Below are 21,790 nucleotides of genomic sequence, written 5' to 3' on the forward strand. Positions count from 1 at the left end.
CGTTTGGCTGGCGTTCCGGCTGCGATCAGGCGGTCCAGCGGGCGAACAGGGCCGCGTCCACGCCCGGCGGGACGTACCATTTGCGGCGCTTGGGGTCCCAGCGGGCGCCGAGCTGCTTGGCCTCGTCCTTTTCGGCAAACGGCACGTTCAGCACCGTGACCGCGCGCGCGGACTGGCCGGGCTGGCCGGCGCGCTGGGCCGGCGCATCGGCGCCGGCCATGCCGGCGGGCGGCATCGCCGCCGGCGCGCTGGTCTCCACCATGGAGCCGTCGGCGCGGACGTCCATCCATTTCACGCTGCCGTCTGCGAGGACGATGCTGGTCTTGTATGGCGGGTCAAACGGCGGAGTGCTGGTCATGGGCTTTCTGCATGGGGACTGTCGGGCTATGTATTATATGGCGGCCGGGCGCCGCTCCACAGTGCGCGTGCCTCGGCGACGATCACCTCCGGCCGTTCCTCTGGCCAGAACAGCTTGCTGCCCGCCAGGCGCAGCACGCCTTGCGACCTGCCCAGCGTGCGGTCCAGGTAGTTGGCGCCGGCCGGGGAGAAGATGGTGTCGCTGCTGCCCCACAGGATGCGGGTGGGGATGGCGGACGCTTTCAGCCCCGCCTCGACGCCGGCCAGCACGTTGCGTTCCAGTGCGATGGCGTAAGCGTGCACCAGCTGTTTGCGCTGCGGCGACGCGACCAGCGGACGCAGATAGGTGTCGATGGCTTCGTCGCTGGGCTGGCGCGGATCCTGGTAGCACTGGCCGCCCAGGCCCTGCGGGGAACGGGCCAGTTCCTTGTCGGCCACCCAGGCGGCCAGCCAGGCGTCGGCGAAAGTGCCCGCGTGCGCCATCTGGATAACCGGCTTCAGGGCTTCGGGAGGGCAATCGATTTCGCTGTCGCAATTGGTCAGCAGCAGGGTGCGCACCCGGTCCGGGTGGCGCGTCATGAACAGCTGTGCGACGGCGCCGCCGCTGTCGTTGGCCACCAGGTCCACCTTGCCGACCGCCAACTGGTCGAGCAGGGCGATCAGCATCGCCAGCTGCGCGTCCGGCCCCACCTCCTGGCCGGGGGCGGGTTCGGTGTAGCCCAGGCCGAGGAAATCGGGGGCGATGCAACGGCGGGCCGTGGACAGCGGGGCAAGCACGCCGCGCCACTGGAAGCCGTTGAGGGGAAAGCCGTGCAGGAACAACGCCGCCTCGCCGCTGCCGCGCTCCACGTAGGCGATGCGGCCGAAACGCGTCTCTGCGAAGCGGCGTGCCGCATGAAACCCGGCGGCCGATAGCGGAGCGTGCGGTCCGGCTGGCTGCGCCGCCTGCGGCAGGCTGAGCGCTGCGGCGGTGCTTGACGCGGTGGCCGTCGCCGCTGCCTGGCGCGGCGCCGCGATCGACATGGCAGCCAGGGTAAGTCCGATGAAGTCTCTGCGTTGCATGGTCAGCTCCTCGTATGGTCAGGGCTGCATCTTCGCGCGCGCGCCGGCGGGCCGCAATGCCGCGCGGCGTCATGAAAACATGACTTCGGAGGTTATGGAAGCTGGCCACGCGCTTCATTACAATGCTTGCATGGAAAACAAAACCCCAGCAGCAGTCGGCGCCATGTTGCGCGAGTGGCGCATCGTGCGGCGCCTGAGCCAGCTCGACCTGGCACTGCAGGCCGATATCTCTGCGCGCCACCTGAGCTATGTGGAAACCGGCAAGGCCCAGCCCAGCCGCGACATGATCGCGCGCCTGTCCGATACCCTGGAAGTGCCTTTGCGGCAACGGAATGCGCTGCTGGTGGCCGGCGGCTTCGCCCCGGTCTATCCCGAAACCGGGCTGGACGCGCCCAAGCTGGCGCAAATGCGCTACGCCGTGGAAGCCATGCTGGCGCAACAGGAGCCTTATCCTGCCTTTCTGCTCAACAAGCATTGGGACGTGCTCATGGCCAACGAGGCGGCGAAAAAGCTCAACCGCTTCATGCTGGGCGGACGGGACAGCAAGCACGGCAATATGCTGCGGCAGATCTTCGATCCGGACGACCTGCGCCCCGCCTTCGCCAACTGGGAGGAACTGGCCGGCAACCTGCTGCGCCATCTGCAAAACGAGGCAGCGGCCGCGCCGGCGGACGGCAAGGCGCAGGCGCTGCTGGATGAAATGCTGGCCTATCCCGGTGTGCCCCGCCACTGGCGCCACCGCACACCGGACAGCGCGCCGGCGCCGGTGCTGACCACTTCGTTCGACCGCCATGGCGAGCAGCTGGGCTTTTTCTCCACCATCACCACCTTCGGTACCCCGCGCGACGTCACGCTGGCCGAGTTGCACATCGAGTCCTGCTTTCCGGCCGACGCGCGGACGGCGGCATTCTGCCGCCGGTTGCGCTAGCCGGCGGCCTTGGCGCCGGCCGCCGCGGTGGCCCGCCGCGAGGCCCACAGCCCCTCGGCCATATAGATGCCCAGCGCGCTCCAGATCACGATGAAGCCGGCCAGCCGCTCAGCGGAGAACGCTTCGTGGAAGATCCACACGCCCAGCAGCATCTGCATGGTGGGCGACAGGTATTGCAGCATGCCCAGCACGCCCATCGGAATGCGGCGCGCGCCGGCGGCGAACATCAGCAGCGGAATGGCGGTGATCGGGCCGGCCGCCGCCAGCAGCCAGCGGGTGCTGTCGTGCGGCGCGTTGATGAAGGTGTTCTGGCCGTGCAGCGACAGCCAGATGACATAGGCCAGCGCCAGCGGGAACAGGATGATGGTCTCGAAGGACAGGCCTTCCAGCGCCGCCAGCGCCGCCGTCTTGCGCAGCAAGCCGTAGCCGCCGAAGGTGATGCCCAGGATCAGCGCGATGTACGGCGGCTGGCCGGCCTGCCAGGTCAGCCAGGCCACGCCGCAGGCCGCGATGCCGACGGCGATCCACTGCCCGCGCCGCATCTTTTCCTTCAAGACCAGCAGGCCCAGCAGTACGTTGACGAGCGGATTGATGAAATAGCCCAGGCTGGCGTCGATCACGTGGCCATTGTTGACGGCCCAGATATAGACGAACCAGTTCGCCGTGAGCAATACCGCACTTGCAACAAAACTGGCCACCACGCGCGGCTTGCGCAGCACGTCCGGCAGCCAGCGCCACTGGCCGCGCGCGGTCAGCACCAGTGCCAGGAACAGCAGCGACCACAACATGCGGTGGGCCAGGATTTCGATCGGCGGCACCTCGCCGAGGGCATGGAAATACAGGGGGAACAGGCCCCAGCAGAAAAACGCGAGTGTGGCGTACAGGATGCCGGTGTTCATGGGTTGACTGGATATGGGGCGGCGGGTCTGCCATTATCCGGGAAAACGCCATCCGGCGCTGGCGGCGGTAGAATGGACGCCAAAAACAGCGGAGTCCGGCCATGCCAGAATGCACTTGCAAATTGACCATAGTTGGCCTATTGTGCAACGCACCAGAACAAACTCAGGTGCAATCTTGACGTCGGAACATAAGAAAAGCAGCCTCGTCGCACTGACGCTAGCTGCCGTCGGCATCGTCTATGGCGATATCGGCACCAGTCCCCTGTACACCCTCAAAACCATCTTCGACCCCGAACACGGGCTCGCGCTGAGTACCCCCAACCTGCTGGGCATCATCTCCCTGATCTTCTGGGGGCTGACCATGATCGTTTCGCTCAAATACGTCAGCCTGGTGCTGCGCGCGGACAACCGCGGCGAGGGCGGCATCATGGCGCTAATGGCGCTGGCCCTGAATTCGGTCAGCAAGCGCTCCGGCTGGCACGGCCCGCTGCTGCTGCTGGGCGTGTTCGGCGCCACCATGTTCTACGGCGACAGCGTGGTCACCCCCGCCATTTCGGTGCTGGGCGCGATTGAAGGCCTGGAAGTGGCTGCGCCGGCGCTGGAGCAGTACGTGGTGCCGCTGACCATCATCGTGCTGGTGTCGCTGTACGCGGTGCAGCGGCACGGCACTGCCGGCATCGGCCGCTTCTTCGGCCCCATCATGGTGGTGTGGTTTGCCGCGCTGGCGGCGATGGGCGTGGTCAATATCGTGGCGGCGCCGGAAATCCTGGCCGCGCTCAATCCGCTGCACGCCTTCCGCTTCATGCTGGAGAATAAATACAGCGGCTTTGTGGCGCTGGGCGCCGTGGTGCTGGCCTTCACCGGCGCCGAGGCGCTGTACGCCGACATGGGCCACTTCGGCAAGCAGCCGATCCGCATGGCCTGGTTTCTGGTCGCCATGCCGGCGCTGGCGCTGAACTACCTGGGCCAGGGCGCGCTGCTGATCACCCGCCCCGAAGCCATCTCCAATCCCTTCTTCCAGCAACTGGGCAGCTGGAGCGTGTACCCGCTGGTGGTGCTGTCGACCATGGCGGCGGTGATCGCCTCGCAAGCCACCATTTCCGGCACCTTCTCCATGACCAAGCAGGCCATCGCCCTGGGCCTGCTGCCGCGCATGCGCGTCATGCACACCTCGGAAAGCCAGATCGGCCAGATCTACATCCCGGCCGTGAACTGGCTGCAACTGGTGGTGGTGCTGATCGCCGTGGTGGGCTTCGGTTCGTCCGACAAGCTGGCCGGCGCCTACGGCATTGCCGTTACCGCCACCATGCTGTGCACCACCATCCTCACCTTCTTCGTGATCCGCTACCGCTGGCACTTGCCGCTGGTGCTGAGCTTCGCCGCCACCGGCTTTTTCATCGCCATCGACATCATGCTGTTCTCGGCCTCCACGCTGAAGCTGCTGCACGGCGGCTTCTTCCCGCTGCTGTTGGGCGGCGTGCTGCTGACCATCATGCTGACCTGGCGCGAAGGCCGCGACCTGGTGTTCAAGAACCTGGAAAAGCACGCCATTCCGCTGGAAGCCTTCCTGTCCTCGCTGTTCATGGCGCCGCCGGTGCGCGTGTTCGGCACCGCGATCTTCCTGCGCGGCGAAAGCGACGGCGTGCCGCACGCGCTGCTGCACAACCTGTCGCACAACAAGGTGCTGCACGAGCGCGTGGTGTTCATCACCGTGCACATCGTCGAGGAGCCGTGGGTGGCGCCGGAGGAGCAGGTCAAGATCATCGACCTGGGCCACCAGTGCTACCAGGTCAACGTGCAGTACGGGTTCAAGGACGAACCGGACATTCCGAATGTGCTGGCGCTGTGCGGCAAGCACGGCCTGGAGTTCGAGATGATGGAAACCTCCTTCTTCATCGCGCGCCAGACCGTCATTTCCACTCCGGGCGCCGGCATGGCGTCGTGGCGCGAGAGCCTGTTCGTGGCCATGTCGCGCAACGCGCGCGCGGCGGCGGATTATTACCAGATTCCACCCAACCGGGTGATCGAACTGGGTACGCAGGTGGAAATTTGAGACAGGCAATTTGTAACTGAATGTTCTGCCTGAAAAGGCGCCGTTGCAGTCTGATACACTTCTGCTCCGACGGCGCACGGATGGAGTGCCAGCGCAGTGCAAGTTACATGTTCAACAATACAAAGGTAATCATGAAATCGATGTTCCAACTGATCGCGTCGCTCGCCTGCGTAGCGGCACTGACCGCGTGCGGCTCGCCTGCCAGCACCACCAAGACCGAGGAGCTGCCGCCCCAGCCGGCCTACGCCAAAACCGAACTGGCAGCCGGCAGCGGCGATCCGGTAGTGGCCAACGACCTGGTGCAAGTGAGCTATTCGACCTTCCTGTACGACTCGACCAAGCCCAATTCGCGCGGCGCCCAGGTGGACGGTTCGCCTTCGGCGGTGTACGCGATCGGCACCGGCCGCTGGCTGCCGGGTGCCGACCAGGGCGTGATCGGCATGCGCAAGGGCGGCACCGTGCAGCTGGTGCTGCCGACCAACCTGGCCTACGGCGTGTACACCTTCGAAAACAAAACCTACACGCCGAACAAGGTCGCTGCCAACACCCCGGTGGTCATGGAAATCACGGTACTGGGCATTTCCAAGCCGTCGCCGTCGGCCCAGGTCACCATCATCGACAAGGTGATCGGCACCGGCGCCGAAGTCGCTGCCACCAAGACCCTGAGCGTGCACTACACCGGCTGGATCTACGACAAGACCGCCGCCGACCAGCACGGCGCCAAGTTCGACAGCTCGGTCGACAAGGGCACGCCGTTCGAATTCACGCTGAGCAGCAGTGTCATCGAAGGCTGGAAGCGCGGCGTGGTGGGCATGAAAGTGGGCGGCAAGCGCACCCTGATCATCCCGCCTGAACTGGGCTACGGCTTCACCGCGCAGACCTCGATCCCGGCCGGTTCCACGCTGATCTTCGATATCGAACTGCTGGCGGTCAAGTAATCCCGGGTCTGCAACGCGACCCATGAAAAAGGGCGGCCGACAAGCCGCCCTTTTTGCATGGCGCCGGCTTACGGCGCCAGCGTGAAGTTGACGCCGGCCTGGTTGGCCGCCGTGATGTCGACCGAGGCGGCGCTCTGGCGCGCGTAGCCGGCGGCGGTGGCGTCCACCTGGTATTTACCCACGCCCGGCAGCACCGTGGCGGCGCTGGCGAAGGTCAGCGGCAGCGTGGCGCTGTACGGCGCGTACAGCGGCGCGGCCAGCGGCAGGCCGGCCAGCGTGTAGGCGCCGCTCGCCAGGTCCGCGCCCTGGTACTTGATGGTTACCACCGGACCGGCGGCAAAGGTCTGCTTGGCGGCCACGTAGGCGGCCTCGGTGGCGCTGGCCGGCGCCAGCGTCACGGTGCCGGCGATGCTGCCGGTCAGCGAGGCCGGCAGCCCGATTGGCGTGGCGGCCTGGCTGACCGGCACCATGGCGCTGGTGCTGGTCACCGGCACCGCGCCGATCACGGCGGCGGCGCGGCTGTCGGCCGTCACCACCACGTCGTAATTGCCGAGCGGCAGGCGCGTCAGCGCGAACTCGCCGGTGGCGGGGTCGGGCACGGTGGCACTGACGATGGCGCCGTTCTGCTGCGCGCTCACCATCACCCGGCTGCCCAGCAGGCTGGTGGCGACGTAGCCGCTGATGCCGTTCAGCGCGGTCGGGACCACCTTGACCACCGGTTTCAGCGCGTACTTGCCGTTGCCCCGGGTGACCACTGATTTGCAGGCGTCGAAGTCCAGCACCAGGTCCACGCGCTGGCCGGCGGCCACGTCGAATTCACTGGTCAGCTTGATGCCGCTCTGCACCGCGCTGGGGGTTTCCAGCGAGACTACGGCGGTGCCGCCGGACGGCACCACGGAGTTGGCCAGGCCGCTGCCGGTGTTGGCGTCCAGCACCAGGCGCAGCTGGGTGTAGCGGCCGGCCGCCAGCGAAGTCTGGCCCAGCGCGTCGAGCGTGCCGTTGGCCAGGTTTAACAGATTGATCTTGCGGGCCGGGGACAGCACGATTTCGCTCCAGCCGCTGTCGGTGTCGCCGGCGGTGGCGCTCTGGTGCACGCGCACCTTGCTGACGGTGACGTTGACGGCGTCGAAGCCGCAGGCCGGGGCGTCGGTCAGCGACACGCCCAGCGTGCCCAGGGTGACCGGCGGCGGCGTGGTGCCGCCACCGCCGCCGCCGCCGCAGGCGGCCAGGGTGAGGCCCAGGGCGCTGGCCGCAGCCAGTGCGCCGGTGCGCAGTAGGGGGGAATATGCAAGTGTCTTCATGGTGGACCTCTCTGTCGGTGGCGGTCTTCGGCTTCGATAGCGAGGAGCTCGCTATCTGGCCATTATCCGCCTGCAGCAGAGGCCGCTACGTGCGTTGTCGCACATAGCTGATTGCAAGTTACATCATTTACACGGCAGCGCCGCTAGCTGCGCAGCGCCAGGGCCGGCGACATGCGCAGCGCCGCCAGCGTGTGGCGGGCGGTGGCCAGCAGCGCCACCAGCGCAGCCAGGCCCAGCGCCGCCAGCAGCGGCCAGGCCCCCATCGGGGCCCGCTCCACGTAGCCGGCCAGGTAGCGCTGGATGGATAGCGCCGCCAGCGGCAGGCCCAGCGCGGCGCCGGCCGCGATCAGCACCGCGAACTCCCTGCCCACCAGTCGCGCGATGGCGCCGCGTCCGGCCCCGTGCAGCTTGCGCAGCACGATTTCCTTGCGGCTGCGCTGCACGCTGTAGGCCGACAGCACATAGATGCCGCATGCCGCCAGCGCCACCGCGATCAGGCTGGAGGAGGCCAGCATGCGCGCCAGCCGCACGTCGTCCGCATAGGCCAGGCCGAACAGGCTGCTGGCGGTCTGCAGCTCCAGCACGCTGTCCGGAAAGTACTGCTTGAACAGCGGCGCGATGGCGGCATGCGCGGCTGCCAGGCTGTCGCTGGTGCGCACCGCCAGCACCTGTGCCGGGGCCAGGCGGTACACCATCGGCTGCGTCATCTGCTTGAGGCTCTGGTAACGCACCTCCGGCGCGATGCCGATGATCTGGATCGAGCGTTCGCCGCTGGTGAGGAACTGGCCCACCGCCGCTTCCGGCGTGGCAAAGCCCAGCGCCAGGGCGGCCGCCGCATTGATCACGCGCGCCGGCGTCTTGTCGTCGTCGCGCGCCGGGTCGAACAGGCGGCCGTGCAGCGCCTTCAGGCCATAGACCTGGAAGAATTCCGGGCTGATGGTGCGGTACTCCAGGCTGACCGTGTCGCCGTTGCGGCTGGGGATGGCGGAAATGCTCTTCGAGCGGTCGCGGCCCGGCGCCTCCGACATGGCGGCCACGCCTTGCACGTGCGGCATGCGCGCCAGTGCCTGCACGAAGCCGTCCGTGGCCGGCTTGCCGGTCTCCTGCGGCAAGTCCAGGATCAGCATGCCGGCCGGATCGAAGCCGCGGTCCGCCTTGCTGGCGTAGTCGGCCTGCCAGGCGATGGCCAGCGTGGCGCCGCTGAGCGCCATGGCGGTGGCGAACTGCAGCACGGTCAGCACGCGGCGCAACCACAGGCCGCCGGCCGTTTCCTGGTCGCCGCGTCCGGCCAGCGCCGCAGCCGGGCGCACGCGCATGGCCAGCATGGCCGGGTAGACGCCGGCGCACAGGCCGGTCAGCAAGCCGCCCAGCAAGGCCAGCGCGCAGCTGGCAGGCGAAAACAGGCTGTCCAGCTGGCGCGCCACCAGGCCGCTGAACATGGGCAGGCACAGCCAGGCCATGCCCAGGCCCAGCACGGTGGCCAGCAGCGCCACCACCGAGGACTCGGAGAGGAACTGCAGCGCCAGGCGCGCGTGGCTGGCGCCGAGCAGCTTGCGCATGCCGATTTCGCGCTGGCGGCGCAGGGTGCGCACCGTTGCCAGGTTGACGTAGTTGCTGGCCGCCAGCAGCAGGATCAGCAGCGCGATGCCGGCCAGCGCGAACACGCTGCCGCGCTGGCCGTAGTCGCCGCCGCTGCGGCCCGAGGCCAGCCCTTCGTCGAAGTACACCTCGGGCATGGCCACGATGGCCACGTCGGTCACGTTGCGCCCGTCCAGCTTCTTGCCCATCGGGCCGGTGCGCCAGGTGGTGTCGAGCGGGCTGGCGTTGACGGCGTTTTGCAACTGGCGCTGCAGCTGCGCCGGGGCGGCGCCCGGCTTGAGCTTCAGGTAAATGCCGCCGCGCCGCTGGAAATTGGTGGTGTGGTCGCCGCGCTCTTTCTCGGACCAGCCGGTGCTGGCGCTGCCGACCAGCGCCTCGTAGCGCAAGGTGGAATTGGCCGGCGGATCGGGCAGCACCGCCCGCACCTGCAGCGTCTCGCGCCGCAGGCGCAGATGCTGGCCCAGCGCCTGTTCCGAACCGAAGATGGCGCGCGCCTTGCTGGCGGTCAGCGCGATGCCGTCCGGCTGCGTCAACGCCGCCTGCAGGTCGCCCTCTAATGCGCGCAGGCCGAACAGCGCCTCGAAGGCGGGGTTGACCACGCGCAGCTCGGTCTCGTGGCGCTGGGCGCCGAGCCACAGCGGCAGTTCCAGCTGCTTGGCGATGCTGGACGCTTCCACCATGCCGCTGGCGGTGGCAGCGGCCTGCAGCGGCAGGCCGGCGTATTCGGCCCAGTCCGGGCGCGGGAACACGTTGATGCGCTGCTTTACCGAGTACACGCGCTGCGCGTCCGGCACCTGGCTGTTGTAGCTCAGGCAGTAGTGCACGAAGCCGAGCAGCAGGAAGCAAGCCGCGAAGCCGACCGCCAGGCCGAGGATGGAGACGGCGGAATAGGCGCGTTCCTGCAGCAGCAGGCGCCAGCCGATACGGAAGTCTTGTAGTTGCATGCTTGCTCCTTGGGCTTCAAGTACGCAGGGCCAGCGCCGGCGACATGCGCAGCGCGGCCAGCGTGTGGCGGATGGTGGCGCCCAGCGCGACGGCCAGCACCGCGCCGAGCGCCGCCAGCAGCGTCCAGGCGCCGATGGGCGCCTGCTCGGCGAACTCGGACAGGTAGCGCTGGATCGCCAGGGCGGCCAGCGGCAGGCCGAGCAAGGCGGAGCAGCCCGCCATCCAGGCAAACTCCCTGCCCAGCAGGCGCGCCACGGCGCCGCGCGGCGCGCCGTACAGCTTGCGCAGCACGATCTCTCTGGCGCGCCGCTGCACGTTGTAGGCCGCCAGCACGTAGATGCCGAAGGCCGACAGCAGCAGGGCCATCGCGCTGCCCGCCGCCAGCATGGCCGCCAGGCGCGCGTCGTCGTCGTAGTTGTCGGCGAAGTAGCTTGCGGCGCGGTGCATGTCGGGAATGGCGTCCGGGAAGTACTGCCGCCACAGCGCGTCGGCCGCGCGTTCCAGCTCCGCCATGCTGCCGCTGTAGCGCACCGTCAGCACGGAGGCGTTGCGGTTGTTCATGTACAGCACCGGGGCCGGCGCTTCGCGCAGCGACTGGTAGCGCAGGTCCGGTACCACGCCGATCACCACCGGCTGGATATCGCCCTTGCGGCCTTCCAGCGTGACGGTTTGGCCCACGGCCGCCTGCGGCGAGGCGAAGCCCAGCGCCTTGGCGGCGGCCGCGTTCAGCACCACGGCCTTGTCGTTGCCTTCCTGCTCGCGCTGCGGATCAAAACCGCGCCCGGCCAGCGGCGCCACGCCGTACACCTGGAAGAAAGTGGGCGACACGGCGCGCTGCTGCAGGGTGGCGGAGACGCCGGCGGCGGTGCGCACCGGGTTGTTCAGGCCCAGGTAGTAGCGCCCCGCAGGTACCGGCGAGTAGGTGACGCCTTGCACGCCGGGCACCCTGAGCAGGGCCTCGTGCAGCTGGCGCGGCGCGTCCCCTTCCCACATCAGCGAGGGCAGCTCCAGCACCAGCAGCGGACGCGGGTCGAAGCCCGGATTGGCGTTGCTGGCAAAGCGCGTCTGCCATGCCACCGCCAGCGTGGTGGCCACCAGGCCCATGGCGCAGGTCATCTGGAAGATGGTGACGGCGCGCCGCATCCAGGTGGCGCCATGGGTTTCCTGCCCGCCGCGCGCGGCCAAGGCCTGGGCCGGCCGCACGCGCAGCGCCAGCCAGGCCGGATGCAGGCCGGCCAGCACGCCGGTGGCCGCGCCCACGGCCAGCGCCGCCAGCACCGCGCCGAGCCCCATCACAGTAGCCAGCGGCCGGTTCAGCAGCTGCGCGCAGCCGGGCAGCAGCAGCCAGGCCAGCAGCAGGCCCATGGCGGCCGCCAGGATGCTGGCCAGCAGCGATTCGGCCATCAGCATGGCCGCCACCCGCGCATGGCTGGCGCCCAGCACCTTGCGCATGGCGATTTCCGCGCGCCGCCGTATCACGCGCACGGTGGCCAGGTTGACGTAGTTGATGGCAGCCAGCAGCAGCACCAGCGCGCCGACGGCAGCGACGCCCAGCACCAGCTTGGCGTCGCCATGGCGGGCGCTGCCGCTGCCTGCCAGGTCGGGGTCGAAGTACCAGCCGCGCAGCGAGACCAGGCCGATGTCGGATGGCGGGCGCCCTTTCAGGCGCTGTAGTACGTCCGGCGCCAGCGAGCTGGCGAACGGCGAGCGGCTAGACGCGTCCTGCATCACGCGCTGCAAGGCCTGCGGCGTGGCGCCCGGCGCCAGGCGGACATACAGGCGGGAGATGATGCCGCCCCAGTTGGATGGCTGGCGTTTGTCCAGGCGCTTGTGCATGGCTTCGGGCAGCAGCTGGCTGGCGGTGCCCATCAGCGCCGCGTAGGGCAGGGTGGTGGCGGCCGGCGGATCGGCCACAATGGCGGCCACCCTGTACTGCAGGTTCTCGATGGCCAGTGTCCTGCCCACCACGCCGCGCGTGGCGCCAAGCAGCTGGCGCGCCTTGCTCTCGGTGAGGGCAACGCTGTCGGGCCGCTGCAGCGCGGCATCCAGGTCGCCTTCCAGCGCGCGCAGGCCGAGCACTTTCGGCATGGCGGTGCTCACCAGCACGAAGTCCAGGTTGGCCAGCATGCCGTCCTGGCGTAGTGTGGCCGAGCCGGTCAGCGCCACGGCGGCGGCCTCCACCAGCGGGCTGCCTTCGGCCACGGCCAGCAGGTTGATCGGCGTGTTCTCGAACCAGCCCCCGCGCTCCAGGATGTTGAGGCGGTTCTTCGCCACGTAAACGCGTTCGGCCTGCGGCACGTGGCTGTCGTAGCTGAAGCTGAACTGTACGTAGGCCATCAGCAGGAAACAGGCCGCGAAGCCCAGCGCCAGGCCGAGGATGGTCACCGCCGAATAGCCGCGCTCCTGCAGCAGCAGGCGCCAGCCGATGCGGAAGTCGGAGGCTTTCATGCGGCGCGCAGCGCGTCAACCATGATGCGGCCGTCCAGCAGGTTCAGCGTGCGCGAGGCCTGCGCAGCGTGCGCCGGCGAGTGGGTCACCATCACCACCGTGGTGCCCTCGGCGTTGATGGTGCGCAGCAGGCGCATCACCTCGTCGCCGTGCGCCGTATCCAGGTTGCCGGTCGGTTCATCTGCCAGCAGCAGCGCCGGGCCGGACACCAGCGCGCGCGCGATCGCCACGCGCTGCTGCTGGCCGCCGGACAGCTGCGACGGGCGGTGCCCGGCGCGGTGCAGCACGCCCAGCTTGTTCAGCATGGCCGTCACCTTGGCCTTGCGCTCGGCCTTGGCCATGCCGGTGTACTCCAGCGCCAGTTCCACGTTCTCGAATACGCTCAGCTCCTCGATCAGGTTGAAGCTCTGGAAGATGAAGCCGATGCGGCCGCGCCGCAGTTCGTTCAGCTTGCCCTCGCTCCAGCCCGCCACATTCTTGCCCTCGAACCAGTACTCGCCGCTGCTGGGCACATCGAGCAGGCCGAGAAGGCTCAGCAAAGTGGACTTGCCGCAGCCGGAAGGACCGGTGATGGCCACGTATTCGCCGGCGTCGATCTGCAGGTCGATGCGGTCCAGCGCGGTAGTCTGGATTTCACCCGCCAGGTGGGTTTTGCTGACGCCTGAAAGCTTGAGCATGGGAGTTCCTTTTTTCGTTGGTGAAGAGCTTACTTGGAAATTTGCAGCCTGGGTGAATCGCCATAGGCCGTATAGCCGGACACGATCACGCGCTCGCCCACGGCCAGGCCGGACAGCACTTCGAGCTGGCCGTTGTTGCGGCGCCCGCTGCGGATGGCGCGCCGCTCGGCCACGCCGCCATCCTGCGTCACGACGAAGACCCAGGTGCCGCCGCTGTCGTTGAGGAAGGCGCCGTTCGGCAGCAGCAGCGCGGGCGCCGGCTCGCCCAGCGTGATGGTCGCGTCCACGCTCTGGCCGGGGCTGAGGGCTTCCGGCTGCGCGGCCTTGAACGTCAGTTCCACGGTGAAGCGGCCTTCCTTGATCTGCGGGTAGATGGTGGAGACATCCACCGCGTAGCTGCGGCCGTCCATCTGCACGCTGCCGTGGCGCCCCACGGCCACGCGCTTCAGGTAGTACTCGTCCACTTCGGCCGACAGCTTGAAGCGCGCCGGGTCGTCGATGCGGCCCACGTGCTTGCCAGTGGCGATGGACTCGCCCACCTGCAGGCGGAAGTCGGTCAGCCTGCCGGCGCTGGGGGCGCGCACCGCCAGCGCCTCCACCGTGGCGCTCACCAGTTTCAGGCCGGACTGCAAGCCGTCCAGCGCCTTGTCCAGCTGCGCCAGCGCGGTGCCGCGCACGCGCCGGTCGGTATCGTCGCTGGCCTGCGCCTGCGCCAGCACGCGCCACTGCTGCGCCAGGCGGTCCGCCGATTCCTCCAGCGCCACCGGAGACAGGAAGCCCTGCGCCGCCAGTTTCTCTTCGCGCGCATGGCGCTTTTGCGCCTGCTCCATGGCGAAGGTGAGATCGTCCAGGCGGCGCTGGTGGTCGCTGCGGCTGGCTTCCTGCGCCACGCGCAGATTGGACAGGTTGGAAATCTGCTGCGCGTGTTCGGCCTGGCGCGCCAGCAGCTCCAGGTTGCGCTGCGGGTTGGAGATGCGGAACAGCAGCTGGCCCTGTTTCACCAGGTCGCCGTCGCGCGCATGCACCTCCTCGATGCGGCCGGACTCCACCGAGTCGAGCATTACCGACTGCAGCGGCTGCGCGGTGGCGCGCACCACGATATCGTCGCGGAACACGCCGCGCTCCACGGCGGCGATGCGCAACTCGCCCGCAGTCACCTGCAGGCCGCGCGGCATCCAGTGCCACAGCGCGAAGGCCAGCGCGGCCACCATTGCCGCGCCTGCGGCGGCGAGCGCAATCGCCTTGCCGCGCCGCTTGGGCACGATGGTATCCATGGCGGCGCCGGTGACGAGTTTAGGCTGGGGAGTGTTCATTTTTTTTCGCAAACGGGTGACGATGGACTGAGCCTTTGCAAGGCCTGTGCCAGCTGCCGAAAATGGCGTATCCACCCGGTTTCGCGGCGCATGCGGCCGGCCCTTGTCCGCATGCGGACAGTGCCGGGTGTTCGGAAACGGACAGTGCGCTTCCGGGTTGCGGAAATGCGTCGAAATGCGCGGAAAGCCTTGCTCCGCAAGGCGATCCAGGCTGCTAGAATGCGCCACATGGCCGACACCACAGCACACATCCTGATACTCGACGACGACACCGACGTGGCCTGTGCCGCGCAGATGCTGCTGCGGCGGCGTTACGGCACCGTCGCCACCCTGAACGACCCGGCGCAGCTGCCGGCCTTCCTCGCGCGCGGCGTGCCCGACGTGGTCCTGCTCGATTTCAATTTCACCCCCGGCCGCATCGACGGCGCCGAAGGCCTGGCATTGCTGGACAAGCTGCGTGCGCAGCGCTGCGCCGTGATCGCGCTCACCGCCTATGCCGACGTGCCGCTGGCGGTGGAAGCGCTGAAGCGCGGCGCCTGCGACTTCATCACCAAGCCATGGGACAACGCGCGCCTGGTGGCCGCGGTCGATGCCGCGCTGGCGCGCCGCGCCGCCGAGTTGCCCGCGCGGCTTGCGGCCGGCAACGCCGACGACGCCAGCGCCGCCCTGATGGGCGACTCGCCCGCCATGCGCAGCGTGAAAGCGATGATCGCCAGCGTCGGCCCCACCGGCGCCAACGTGATGGTGCTGGGCGAAAACGGCGTCGGCAAAGAACTGGTGGCGCGCGCCATCCACCTGTCCTCGCAGCGCGCCGATGGCACCTTCCTCGCGGTGGACATGGGCGCCTTGCCCGAATCCACCTTCGAGAGCGAATTGTTCGGCCACCGCAAGGGTTCCTTCACCGACGCCAAGGCCGACCGCGCCGGGCGCTTCCAGGCCGCGCGCGGCGGCTCGCTGTTCCTCGACGAAATCGGCAATATGCCGCTGGCCGCGCAGGCCAAGCTGCTGACGGTGCTGGAGCGCCGCGAAGTGACGCCGATCGGCGCAGACAAGCCGGAAGCCATCGACGTGCGCATCATCAGCGCCACCAACCTGGATGAAGTGCGGCTGTTCGACCCGGCCGAATTCCGGCCCGACCTGCTGTTCCGGCTCAACACCATCGTCATCCGCGTGCCGCCGCTGCGCGAACGGAGCGAAGACATCCCCGGCTTGCTGCGCCACTACCTGGACGCCTATGAGCGCCAGTACCAGCGTCCGGCGCGGGCGCTGTCGGCCGCGGCGCTGGCCTGGCTGGTTGCGCACCCCTGGCCCGGCAACGTGCGCGCGCTGCGCCACGCCTGCGAACGCGCCGTCATCCTGGGCCGCGACAGCGAATACCTGGCCGACGACTTCGGCCTCACCGGCCCGGCCTCCGCCAGCATCGCCGCGAGCGCTCCCGCCAACGCTCCCGGCAACACTATCGCCAACGCCCCCATCCGCCTCGACGCCGCACCGTCCGCTGCGGGCGACGACCTGACCCTGAGCGCCCTTGAGCGCGACGCCATCGCCGCCGCGCTGGCCGCCGCCAATGGCAACATCAGTCACACCGCCCGCATGCTGGGAGTCAGCCGCGCCGCGCTCTACCGCAAGCTGGGCAAGCATGGCATCTGAGCGGCCGGGCAAGTTCGCCAGCTGGGCCGCCGGCTACGGCAGCGCCGCCGCGTTGATGGCGCTAAGCTACGCCGCCGCCGGATACGCCGGCTCGCCGCGCATGCAAGTGCTGTGCGGGCTCGCCGCCATTGTCCCCGCCTGCCTGCTCCACCGCCGCCTGCGTGCCGCCCCGGTGGCGCGAGGCGCAGCGCCGGCGTTCTCTCTCCTGTTGGCATCGGGATCGGCACCGGCTACGGTCAACGCCAACGCCACGGCTACGGCCCACGCCACGGCCACAGCCACGGATGGCGCGTGGGGACTCACGCCAGACCGGCGCGCGCTGCTCGATGCGGCGCAGGCGCTGGAGGCGCGCCTGGAGCATGCGCCGATCGCGCTGTTCTCCATCGCCCACCTGAACGGACCGGGCGCGCTGACGCCACTGAACGCCAGCGCGCGGCGCCTGCTCGCCCCCGGCCGCGCCAGCGATCCGGCGCAGCTGGCGCAGCTGTTGGCCGCGCAAACGGCCGAGCGCCGCGAGCTGGTGAGCTTTGAATCGGAGCGCGGCACCGAGCGCGCGCTGGCCGCCGTCACGGCGCTGACCTTGCAAGGCGCCGGCCAGCGCCTGGCCGCGCTGATGCCGGTCGAGAGCGAGCTGGAAGCCGAAGCGATGAACGCCTGGCGCCAGCTGGTGCAGGTGCTCACGCACGAGATCATGAATTCGCTCACCCCGGTGGCCTCGCTGTCGCGCACCGCCTGCGACCTGCTGGAGGAAGCCAGGGCCGACCTGGCGCCGGACGTGAGCGGCGACCTGGGCACGGCGCTGGACGCCATCGCGCGCCGCGCCGCCAGCCTGGTGGAATTCGTGGCCAGCTACCGCAGCCTGTCCAGCGTGCCGCAGGCGCAGCCTGAACGCGTGCACCTGGGCGAGCTGTTCGCGCGCCTGTCCATGCTGATGGCGCCGCAGTGGCTGGCGCGCGGCGGCCGCGCCGATTTTTCGGTGGAACCGGCCTCGCTGGACGTGATGATGGACCCCGGCCAGCTGGAGCAGGCACTGATCAATTTGCTGAAGAACGCCGCCGAAGCCACCGCCGCCACGCCGCAGCCGCAAGTGCAGGTCAGCGCGCGCCTGAGCCGTGGCGGGCGGTTGCGCATCGAAGTGGCCGACAACGGCCCCGGCGTGCCGCAGGAGCTGGCCGCGCAAGTGTTCACGCCGTTTTTCTCGACCAAGAAGCAGGGGCGCGGCATCGGCCTGGCCATGGTGCGCCACCTGGTGCACGCCAACGGCGGCATGGTGCGCTACGCCAAACCGGTAGGCGCCGGCGCGCGCTTCGTCATCACGTTTTAACGCGGGTCATTTCACGTAACGCGAACGTGATGAGAAGTTGAACGCAAGTTGAACGCAGTAGGGGGGCGGTGGCTAGCGCAGCATGTCAATGTGCATGATGCCGTCTTCGTCATACGGTTCGCTGGCGCGCGCGAAGCCGAAGCTGCCGTAGAATTTTTCGAGGTAGAGCTGGGCGCCGATGCGGAAGCGGTGGCCGGGATGCAGCGCTTCTGCGCGGCGGATGCCTTCTTCCAGCAACTGGCGGCCAATGCCGCTGCCGCGCGCGGACGACGCCGTCAAGACACGGCCCAAAGACATTTCAGGGAATTTCACGCCGGGAGCGATGCAGCGCAGATAGGCTGCCAGCTGGCGTTTGCCGTCAACGACGTGCCAGGCCATCAGATGATGCGCCGCCTGGTCGTATCCGTCGATATCGGGATACAGGCATTTCTGTTCCAGCACGAAGACCTCTTGCCGCTGGCGCAGCACTTCATACAGGTCGCCGCGCGGAATGTGTTCAAACTCAAGCCATTGCCACTCAATCATGGTTGCCTCTGCGGGAAAGAAGCAACCATTGTAAGGGGCTTTACTCATAGCGTGGCAGCGTGCCGGCCTTGATCGCCTGGGCCAGTTCGGCGCGCACTTCCTGGCGGGTCTTGCCCTGCGCCTGGGATGGTTCGGTGATGCTGGCGGGGTAGGTTTCGCCGCTCAGGATCAGGCCGTCGCGCAGGGCGGCGATGGTCTCGGCTTTCACTTCGGCGCGGGTGCGGGTCGAGGTGGACGATACGTCGCTGGTGTAGCCCTGGTAGCCTTCGCCGCTGTTGACGGGTTCGGCTGCATAAGCGCTCGAGGTCAGGGCGATGATGACGGCGGCGGCGGACAGGATAGATGCTTTCATGATAATGCTCCTAATTAATTGTGTTCGATTAAATCGCTAACTACTTATTGGCTGCGCTGCCTATGCGGGCTTACTCGTAACGTGGCAGGGTGCCGGTCTGGATGGCAAGGGCCAGTTCAGCGCGCACTTCCTGGCGGGTTTTGCCCGGTACCTTGGCTGGGGCGGTCAGTGTGCCCGGATAGGCCTCACCGCTGAGGATCAGGCCGTCGCGCAGGGCGGCAATGGTTTCCGCTTTCACTTCGGCGCGGGTGCGGGTCGAGACCGACGACACAGCGCTGGTGTAGCCCTGATAGCCTTCGCCGCTGTTGACGGGTTCGGCGGCATAGGCGCCGGCGCTCAGGGTCAGGATGGCGGCAGCGGCGGACAGGATGGATGCTTTCATGGTATTTCTCCTAAGTTTAAATTGGTATCTATTTAATTGTGCGCTACTTATTTCAGCGCCTTCCAGGCCGCTGCCACCGCCTTGGCGGTAGCAGCAAGGCTTGCTTTATACGATGGTCAGCGTGACGTCGATGTTGCCGCGGGTGGCGTTCGAGTACGGGCAGACGATGTGGGCTGCGGCGACCAGCTTTTCAGCGGTTTCGCGGTCCAGGCCTGGCAGCGAGATTTTCAGTTCCGCTTCGATGCCGAAGCCGGTTTCGATGGCGCCGATTCCCACGGTGCCTTCCACCGACACGTCCGCCGGCACGGCGATCTTGTCGCGGCCGCCGACGAATTTCATGGCGCCCAGGAAGCACGCCGAGTAGCCGGCAGCGAACAGTTGTTCAGGGTTGGTGCCGACTGCGCCTGCGCCGCCCAGTTCTTTCGGGGTGGTCAGCTTGACGTCCAGCACGCCGTCGGAGGAGACCGCACGGCCTTCACGGCCACCGGTTGCTTTGGAAGTTGCGCGGTACAGGACTTGTTTGATCGACATGATGTTTCCTTTGCTGTGGGTTAAGTTAGATTGCTATCTATTAAATCGTGCCCTACTTTTTGCTGCGTCGCGCTGTGTTTGCAGCGCCGATGTGCTTACTTTATATTGTGCGCTATGTAATAGCAAGCGATATTTTAAATATTTTTGAAAAATCTTTAGGGCAGCTTGCGGCGTCCCAGCAGTTTGAGGGTGAGGTTGCGGCCGCAGCGCAGCACGGGATAGAGCAGGCGCGACAGCGTGCGCGAGCGGAACACCGCGCTGTTGACGCGGTTGAACACGCCGGAGGACGTGCTCAACAACGCAAGCAGGTGCACGCAGTCCGCGCCGTAGTAGACGCCGCCGCCGTACAGGGCCACCATGCCCTCGTTCAGGTCGTAGCCGCCGCGCCGCAGCCGGGCGGCGAGCGCGGCGTCGCTGCGGGCGTCGACCAGTCGCACCGGGCCGGCTGCCTCGCGCAGCGCCAGCACCTGCACGTAGTTGGAGCAGAACGGGCACTCGCCGTCGTAGACGATCACCAGGCCGCCGGGGAACTCAGCCTGCAAGGTCGATTCGGTATTCATTGCGGTAGACCTTTCTTTTCACTGCGCCGGTGTCCGGGTCCAGGCACACCGAGTCGATCACCATGCGGTAGGCGCGCACGCGGCGCATGTCCACCCCGGCAAACGCCTTCTCCACCGATGGCGCGCTCCAGAAGTGGTGCGGGTAGGCCGTGTTCGACCAGCGCCCGCCGGCCCCCGCCTTGTTCAATACCTGCCGATGGTAAGCCCGGATGAAGGCGGACACGCTTGCACCGTCCCATACAACGCCGGTGGCCGGGGCCGCGCTGGCGAAAGCGCAGCGGTAGGACTGGCGCCGGATGGCGGACGAGAACGTGCCGCCGTTGGTCGCGGTGGGCAGGTATTTCCCGGGTGGCAGGCCAAAGCTCATGTGGGAGATCGGGTAGGAGTAAAAGCCGAACGCGGTGGACGGCATGCGCTCGGTTTTGCCGTCCGCCAGTTCCACGTCGAAATGGACTGCGTTGACCGCCAGGCTGTCATACCAGCCCAGCTTGGCGACGTTGGCGAACAGCGGCGACAGCAGAATGGCGAGCGCGCCCGCCGCGCCGGTCCGCCAGTTGAAGGCGTCGCGGGGCAGTTGCGATACCGCCGCGATGATGGACAGGTTCACCATGAACCAGGTCCAGAAATTGGCGCCCACCAGCACAAAGATCCCGATGTGCATCAGGTCGAACAAGGCAAACAGCACCAGCAGCAAGCGCCGGTTGGCGAACACCAGTATTGCCGCCAGCTGGATCAGGAACACGCCTATTGCGAACGGCCGTCCCGCCACCTGCAGCAGCGCCGACACCGCGCCGGTCAGCGCGCTCCAGTCGCCCCACAGCAGCTGCTTGTTGTGCAGCGCGACGTGGTAGATGTTGCGGTTCTCGTTATTGAGCGCCCAGTCCAGCACGCCGCCGTCCAGGCCGCCCTTGGCCAGCGATGAATGGAAATAGTTTGCCGCCTGCATGGCGATGGCGATGAACAGTATGGTCCAGTAAGGCGCGCTGCCGCCGATGCGGGGCCAGGTCGCCGGCCAGCGCCGCTTCGCCAGTTCCAGCGTGAGCACCGACAACGACAGGTAGACCGGCAGCTGTATCATCGGATTGACGTCGAGCAGGGTGTGGAAGGAGAAGCCGGTGATGTAGCCGGCGGCGTGCTTGATCCAGTAAATGTAGAAGCCGCAGTACAGCAGCCAGGCCGGGCGCCGCATGGACAGCAGCGCCGCCATTGCGGCCATCAGCCATGCCAGGTTGAGAATGGACTGGCTCCAGCCCTTGAAATCGTGCGCGACGGCGGGCAGCGAAGGGTAGAGCAGCAGGCTGTACACGCCGCACGCCATGCCCACGCCGCGCATCAGCGTGGCGAGCGGGCGCGGCACGGAAGCGTAGCTGACGCCGGAGGCGGCGAGGCAGGCGGCCGCCACGGCCATCAGCGCCGGCAGCGTGGTGGACGGGTACCAGCGCAGCACGTCCTCCAGCAGCCAATAGGCCTGGAACACGGCTGCCGAGAGCACGGCAACGCTGGCGATGACGAATGCGTCGGCCGCCGGCGCTAGCGGCATGCCGGACGGTTTTGCCGCACCATAAGCTGACGGTTCCATGGGCTTCCTTTGTCCGTGACATTCAACACTAACCGCCGGCCGCGCCGCCCGTCCACCGCAACGAACAGGTTTCATGACCAAGCTCAATACGGTAGAATCGCGGCATTAACGTGATTGGTGCCCTCCCGCTTGCCGGCTGGAGGGTGAAACGGGAAGCCGGTGACGCGCGGGATTTTCATCTCGCGCCAGTCCGGCGCAGCCCCCGCTGCTGTAAGCCTGACGACTTCGATCGAACGCCACTGTGCACCGCACGGGAAGGCAGGGTTGAGGAAGGATGAAGGCCAGCCAGAAGACCGGCCAGTCACGAAGATTGCGCAAGGCCCGGGGTGTGGCTTTGCCTGTTTTCCTGCGCGCCCGGCGCGCAGCT

The 21,790-nt window shown here is 67.8% G+C and carries 19 protein-coding genes and 1 riboswitch; of the genes, 5 read left to right on the forward strand and 14 right to left on the reverse strand.

Features of this window, described 5'->3' with window-relative positions; genetic code table 11:
* Window positions 1-25: 25 nt before the first annotated feature.
* Window positions 26-358 carry a DUF5710 domain-containing protein gene (locus tag AC6H42_RS09710; protein ID WP_057158600.1) on the reverse strand — a complete coding sequence of 111 codons (333 nt, stop codon included), beginning with the start codon at window positions 356-358 and terminating at the stop codon, window positions 26-28.
* Window positions 359-384: 26 nt separating this feature from the next.
* On the reverse strand, window positions 385-1,419 hold the full coding sequence (locus tag AC6H42_RS09715; protein WP_497547913.1) for an alpha/beta fold hydrolase: 1,035 nt from the start codon (window positions 1,417-1,419) through the stop codon (window positions 385-387).
* Between the two features lie 130 nt (window positions 1,420-1,549).
* Between AC6H42_RS09715 and AC6H42_RS09720 the strand changes: the two genes are divergently transcribed.
* The gene (locus AC6H42_RS09720; protein WP_057158732.1) at window positions 1,550-2,347 is read left to right on the forward strand and encodes a helix-turn-helix domain-containing protein; all 798 of its coding nucleotides are present in this window, start codon (window positions 1,550-1,552) and stop codon (window positions 2,345-2,347) included.
* Here the strand turns inward: AC6H42_RS09720 and rarD are convergent.
* Window positions 2,344-3,246: an EamA family transporter RarD gene (gene rarD, locus AC6H42_RS09725; RefSeq protein ID WP_057158598.1), complete on the reverse strand. Its 903-nt coding sequence runs from the start codon at window positions 3,244-3,246 to the stop codon at window positions 2,344-2,346. The genes AC6H42_RS09720 and rarD overlap by 4 nt on opposite strands.
* 175 nt (window positions 3,247-3,421) lie before the next feature.
* On the opposite strand from rarD, the gene AC6H42_RS09730 reads away from it, so the two are divergent.
* Entirely contained in the window at window positions 3,422-5,299 is a 1,878-nt protein-coding gene (locus tag AC6H42_RS09730) for a potassium transporter Kup (RefSeq protein WP_057158597.1), read from the forward strand.
* A 131-nt stretch (window positions 5,300-5,430) separates the two neighbouring features.
* On the forward strand, window positions 5,431-6,237 hold the full coding sequence (locus tag AC6H42_RS09735; protein ID WP_162249956.1) for an FKBP-type peptidyl-prolyl cis-trans isomerase: 807 nt from the start codon (window positions 5,431-5,433) through the stop codon (window positions 6,235-6,237).
* A 68-nt stretch (window positions 6,238-6,305) separates the two neighbouring features.
* On the opposite strand, the gene AC6H42_RS09740 is transcribed toward AC6H42_RS09735, so the two are convergent.
* The 5 genes from AC6H42_RS09740 to AC6H42_RS09760 form a co-directional block, all read right to left on the reverse strand.
* The gene (locus tag AC6H42_RS09740) at window positions 6,306-7,538 is read right to left on the reverse strand and encodes a DUF4382 domain-containing protein (protein WP_497547914.1); all 1,233 of its coding nucleotides are present in this window, start codon (window positions 7,536-7,538) and stop codon (window positions 6,306-6,308) included.
* Between the two features lie 143 nt (window positions 7,539-7,681).
* Window positions 7,682-10,081, reverse strand: coding sequence for an ABC transporter permease (locus tag AC6H42_RS09745; RefSeq protein ID WP_057158594.1), 2,400 nt, complete (start codon window positions 10,079-10,081; stop codon window positions 7,682-7,684).
* 16 nt (window positions 10,082-10,097) lie between these two features.
* Complete coding sequence (locus tag AC6H42_RS09750) at window positions 10,098-12,530, reverse strand: ABC transporter permease (protein WP_497547915.1); 2,433 nt, start codon at window positions 12,528-12,530, stop codon at window positions 10,098-10,100.
* The gene (locus AC6H42_RS09755) at window positions 12,527-13,207 is read right to left on the reverse strand and encodes an ABC transporter ATP-binding protein (protein WP_057158592.1); all 681 of its coding nucleotides are present in this window, start codon (window positions 13,205-13,207) and stop codon (window positions 12,527-12,529) included. Before AC6H42_RS09755 ends, AC6H42_RS09750 begins: the two co-directional genes overlap by 4 nt.
* Before the next feature lie 29 nt (window positions 13,208-13,236).
* Window positions 13,237-14,520, reverse strand: a complete 1,284-nt coding sequence (locus AC6H42_RS09760) for an efflux RND transporter periplasmic adaptor subunit (protein WP_229418384.1) — start codon at window positions 14,518-14,520, stop codon at window positions 13,237-13,239.
* Window positions 14,521-14,748: 228 nt separating this feature from the next.
* On the opposite strand from AC6H42_RS09760, the gene AC6H42_RS09765 reads away from it, so the two are divergent.
* Window positions 14,749-16,170: a sigma-54-dependent transcriptional regulator gene (locus AC6H42_RS09765; RefSeq protein ID WP_057158731.1), complete on the forward strand. Its 1,422-nt coding sequence runs from the start codon at window positions 14,749-14,751 to the stop codon at window positions 16,168-16,170.
* Window positions 16,160-17,494, forward strand: coding sequence for a sensor histidine kinase (locus AC6H42_RS09770; RefSeq protein ID WP_497547916.1), 1,335 nt, complete (start codon window positions 16,160-16,162; stop codon window positions 17,492-17,494). The genes AC6H42_RS09765 and AC6H42_RS09770 overlap by 11 nt, the downstream gene beginning before the upstream one ends.
* Window positions 17,495-17,566: 72 nt before the next feature.
* On the opposite strand, the gene AC6H42_RS09775 is transcribed toward AC6H42_RS09770, so the two are convergent.
* The 6 genes from AC6H42_RS09775 to AC6H42_RS09800 all read right to left on the reverse strand — a co-directional run bounded on the left by AC6H42_RS09775 (window position 17,567) and on the right by AC6H42_RS09800 (window position 21,423).
* The gene (locus tag AC6H42_RS09775; RefSeq protein WP_057158589.1) at window positions 17,567-18,019 is read right to left on the reverse strand and encodes a GNAT family N-acetyltransferase; all 453 of its coding nucleotides are present in this window, start codon (window positions 18,017-18,019) and stop codon (window positions 17,567-17,569) included.
* A 40-nt stretch (window positions 18,020-18,059) separates the two neighbouring features.
* Window positions 18,060-18,371, reverse strand: coding sequence for a DUF4148 domain-containing protein (locus AC6H42_RS09780; protein WP_497547917.1), 312 nt, complete (start codon window positions 18,369-18,371; stop codon window positions 18,060-18,062).
* A 70-nt stretch (window positions 18,372-18,441) separates the two neighbouring features.
* Window positions 18,442-18,753: a DUF4148 domain-containing protein gene (locus AC6H42_RS09785; protein ID WP_057158587.1), complete on the reverse strand. Its 312-nt coding sequence runs from the start codon at window positions 18,751-18,753 to the stop codon at window positions 18,442-18,444.
* A 105-nt stretch (window positions 18,754-18,858) separates the two neighbouring features.
* The gene (locus AC6H42_RS09790; RefSeq protein ID WP_057158586.1) at window positions 18,859-19,284 is read right to left on the reverse strand and encodes an organic hydroperoxide resistance protein; all 426 of its coding nucleotides are present in this window, start codon (window positions 19,282-19,284) and stop codon (window positions 18,859-18,861) included.
* Between the two features lie 155 nt (window positions 19,285-19,439).
* Window positions 19,440-19,844: a thiol-disulfide oxidoreductase DCC family protein gene (locus AC6H42_RS09795; protein WP_497547918.1), complete on the reverse strand. Its 405-nt coding sequence runs from the start codon at window positions 19,842-19,844 to the stop codon at window positions 19,440-19,442.
* Window positions 19,816-21,423 carry a hypothetical protein gene (locus AC6H42_RS09800; RefSeq protein ID WP_497547919.1) on the reverse strand — a complete coding sequence of 536 codons (1,608 nt, stop codon included), beginning with the start codon at window positions 21,421-21,423 and terminating at the stop codon, window positions 19,816-19,818. Before AC6H42_RS09800 ends, AC6H42_RS09795 begins: the two co-directional genes overlap by 29 nt.
* A gap of 98 nt (window positions 21,424-21,521) precedes the next feature.
* Window positions 21,522-21,739, forward strand: a riboswitch (cobalamin riboswitch).
* Window positions 21,740-21,790 lie beyond the last annotated feature (51 nt).

It is taken from the genome of Massilia sp. NBRC 108631, from assembly GCF_059704565.1.

What these genes read in the sequence shown, in the direction of transcription:
- AC6H42_RS09710 (WP_057158600.1), bottom strand. Translation starts at nt 358, where the DNA reads ATGACCAGCACTCCGCCGTTTGACCCGCCATACAAGACCAGCATCGTC.
- AC6H42_RS09715 (WP_497547913.1), bottom strand. Translation starts at nt 1,419, where the DNA reads ATGCAACGCAGAGACTTCATCGGACTTACCCTGGCTGCCATGTCGATC.
- AC6H42_RS09720 (WP_057158732.1), top strand. Translation starts at nt 1,550, where the DNA reads ATGGAAAACAAAACCCCAGCAGCAGTCGGCGCCATGTTGCGCGAGTGG.
- rarD (WP_057158598.1), bottom strand. Translation starts at nt 3,246, where the DNA reads ATGAACACCGGCATCCTGTACGCCACACTCGCGTTTTTCTGCTGGGGC.
- AC6H42_RS09735 (WP_162249956.1), top strand. Translation starts at nt 5,431, where the DNA reads ATGAAATCGATGTTCCAACTGATCGCGTCGCTCGCCTGCGTAGCGGCA.
- AC6H42_RS09740 (WP_497547914.1), bottom strand. Translation starts at nt 7,538, where the DNA reads ATGAAGACACTTGCATATTCCCCCCTACTGCGCACCGGCGCACTGGCT.
- AC6H42_RS09745 (WP_057158594.1), bottom strand. Translation starts at nt 10,081, where the DNA reads ATGCAACTACAAGACTTCCGTATCGGCTGGCGCCTGCTGCTGCAGGAA.
- AC6H42_RS09750 (WP_497547915.1), bottom strand. Translation starts at nt 12,530, where the DNA reads ATGAAAGCCTCCGACTTCCGCATCGGCTGGCGCCTGCTGCTGCAGGAG.
- AC6H42_RS09755 (WP_057158592.1), bottom strand. Translation starts at nt 13,207, where the DNA reads ATGCTCAAGCTTTCAGGCGTCAGCAAAACCCACCTGGCGGGTGAAATC.
- AC6H42_RS09760 (WP_229418384.1), bottom strand. Translation starts at nt 14,520, where the DNA reads ATGAACACTCCCCAGCCTAAACTCGTCACCGGCGCCGCCATGGATACC.
- AC6H42_RS09765 (WP_057158731.1), top strand. Translation starts at nt 14,749, where the DNA reads ATGGCCGACACCACAGCACACATCCTGATACTCGACGACGACACCGAC.
- AC6H42_RS09770 (WP_497547916.1), top strand. Translation starts at nt 16,160, where the DNA reads ATGGCATCTGAGCGGCCGGGCAAGTTCGCCAGCTGGGCCGCCGGCTAC.
- AC6H42_RS09775 (WP_057158589.1), bottom strand. Translation starts at nt 18,019, where the DNA reads ATGATTGAGTGGCAATGGCTTGAGTTTGAACACATTCCGCGCGGCGAC.
- AC6H42_RS09780 (WP_497547917.1), bottom strand. Translation starts at nt 18,371, where the DNA reads ATGAAAGCATCTATCCTGTCCGCCGCCGCCGTCATCATCGCCCTGACC.
- AC6H42_RS09785 (WP_057158587.1), bottom strand. Translation starts at nt 18,753, where the DNA reads ATGAAAGCATCCATCCTGTCCGCCGCTGCCGCCATCCTGACCCTGAGC.
- AC6H42_RS09790 (WP_057158586.1), bottom strand. Translation starts at nt 19,284, where the DNA reads ATGTCGATCAAACAAGTCCTGTACCGCGCAACTTCCAAAGCAACCGGT.
- AC6H42_RS09795 (WP_497547918.1), bottom strand. Translation starts at nt 19,844, where the DNA reads ATGAATACCGAATCGACCTTGCAGGCTGAGTTCCCCGGCGGCCTGGTG.
- AC6H42_RS09800 (WP_497547919.1), bottom strand. Translation starts at nt 21,423, where the DNA reads ATGGAACCGTCAGCTTATGGTGCGGCAAAACCGTCCGGCATGCCGCTA.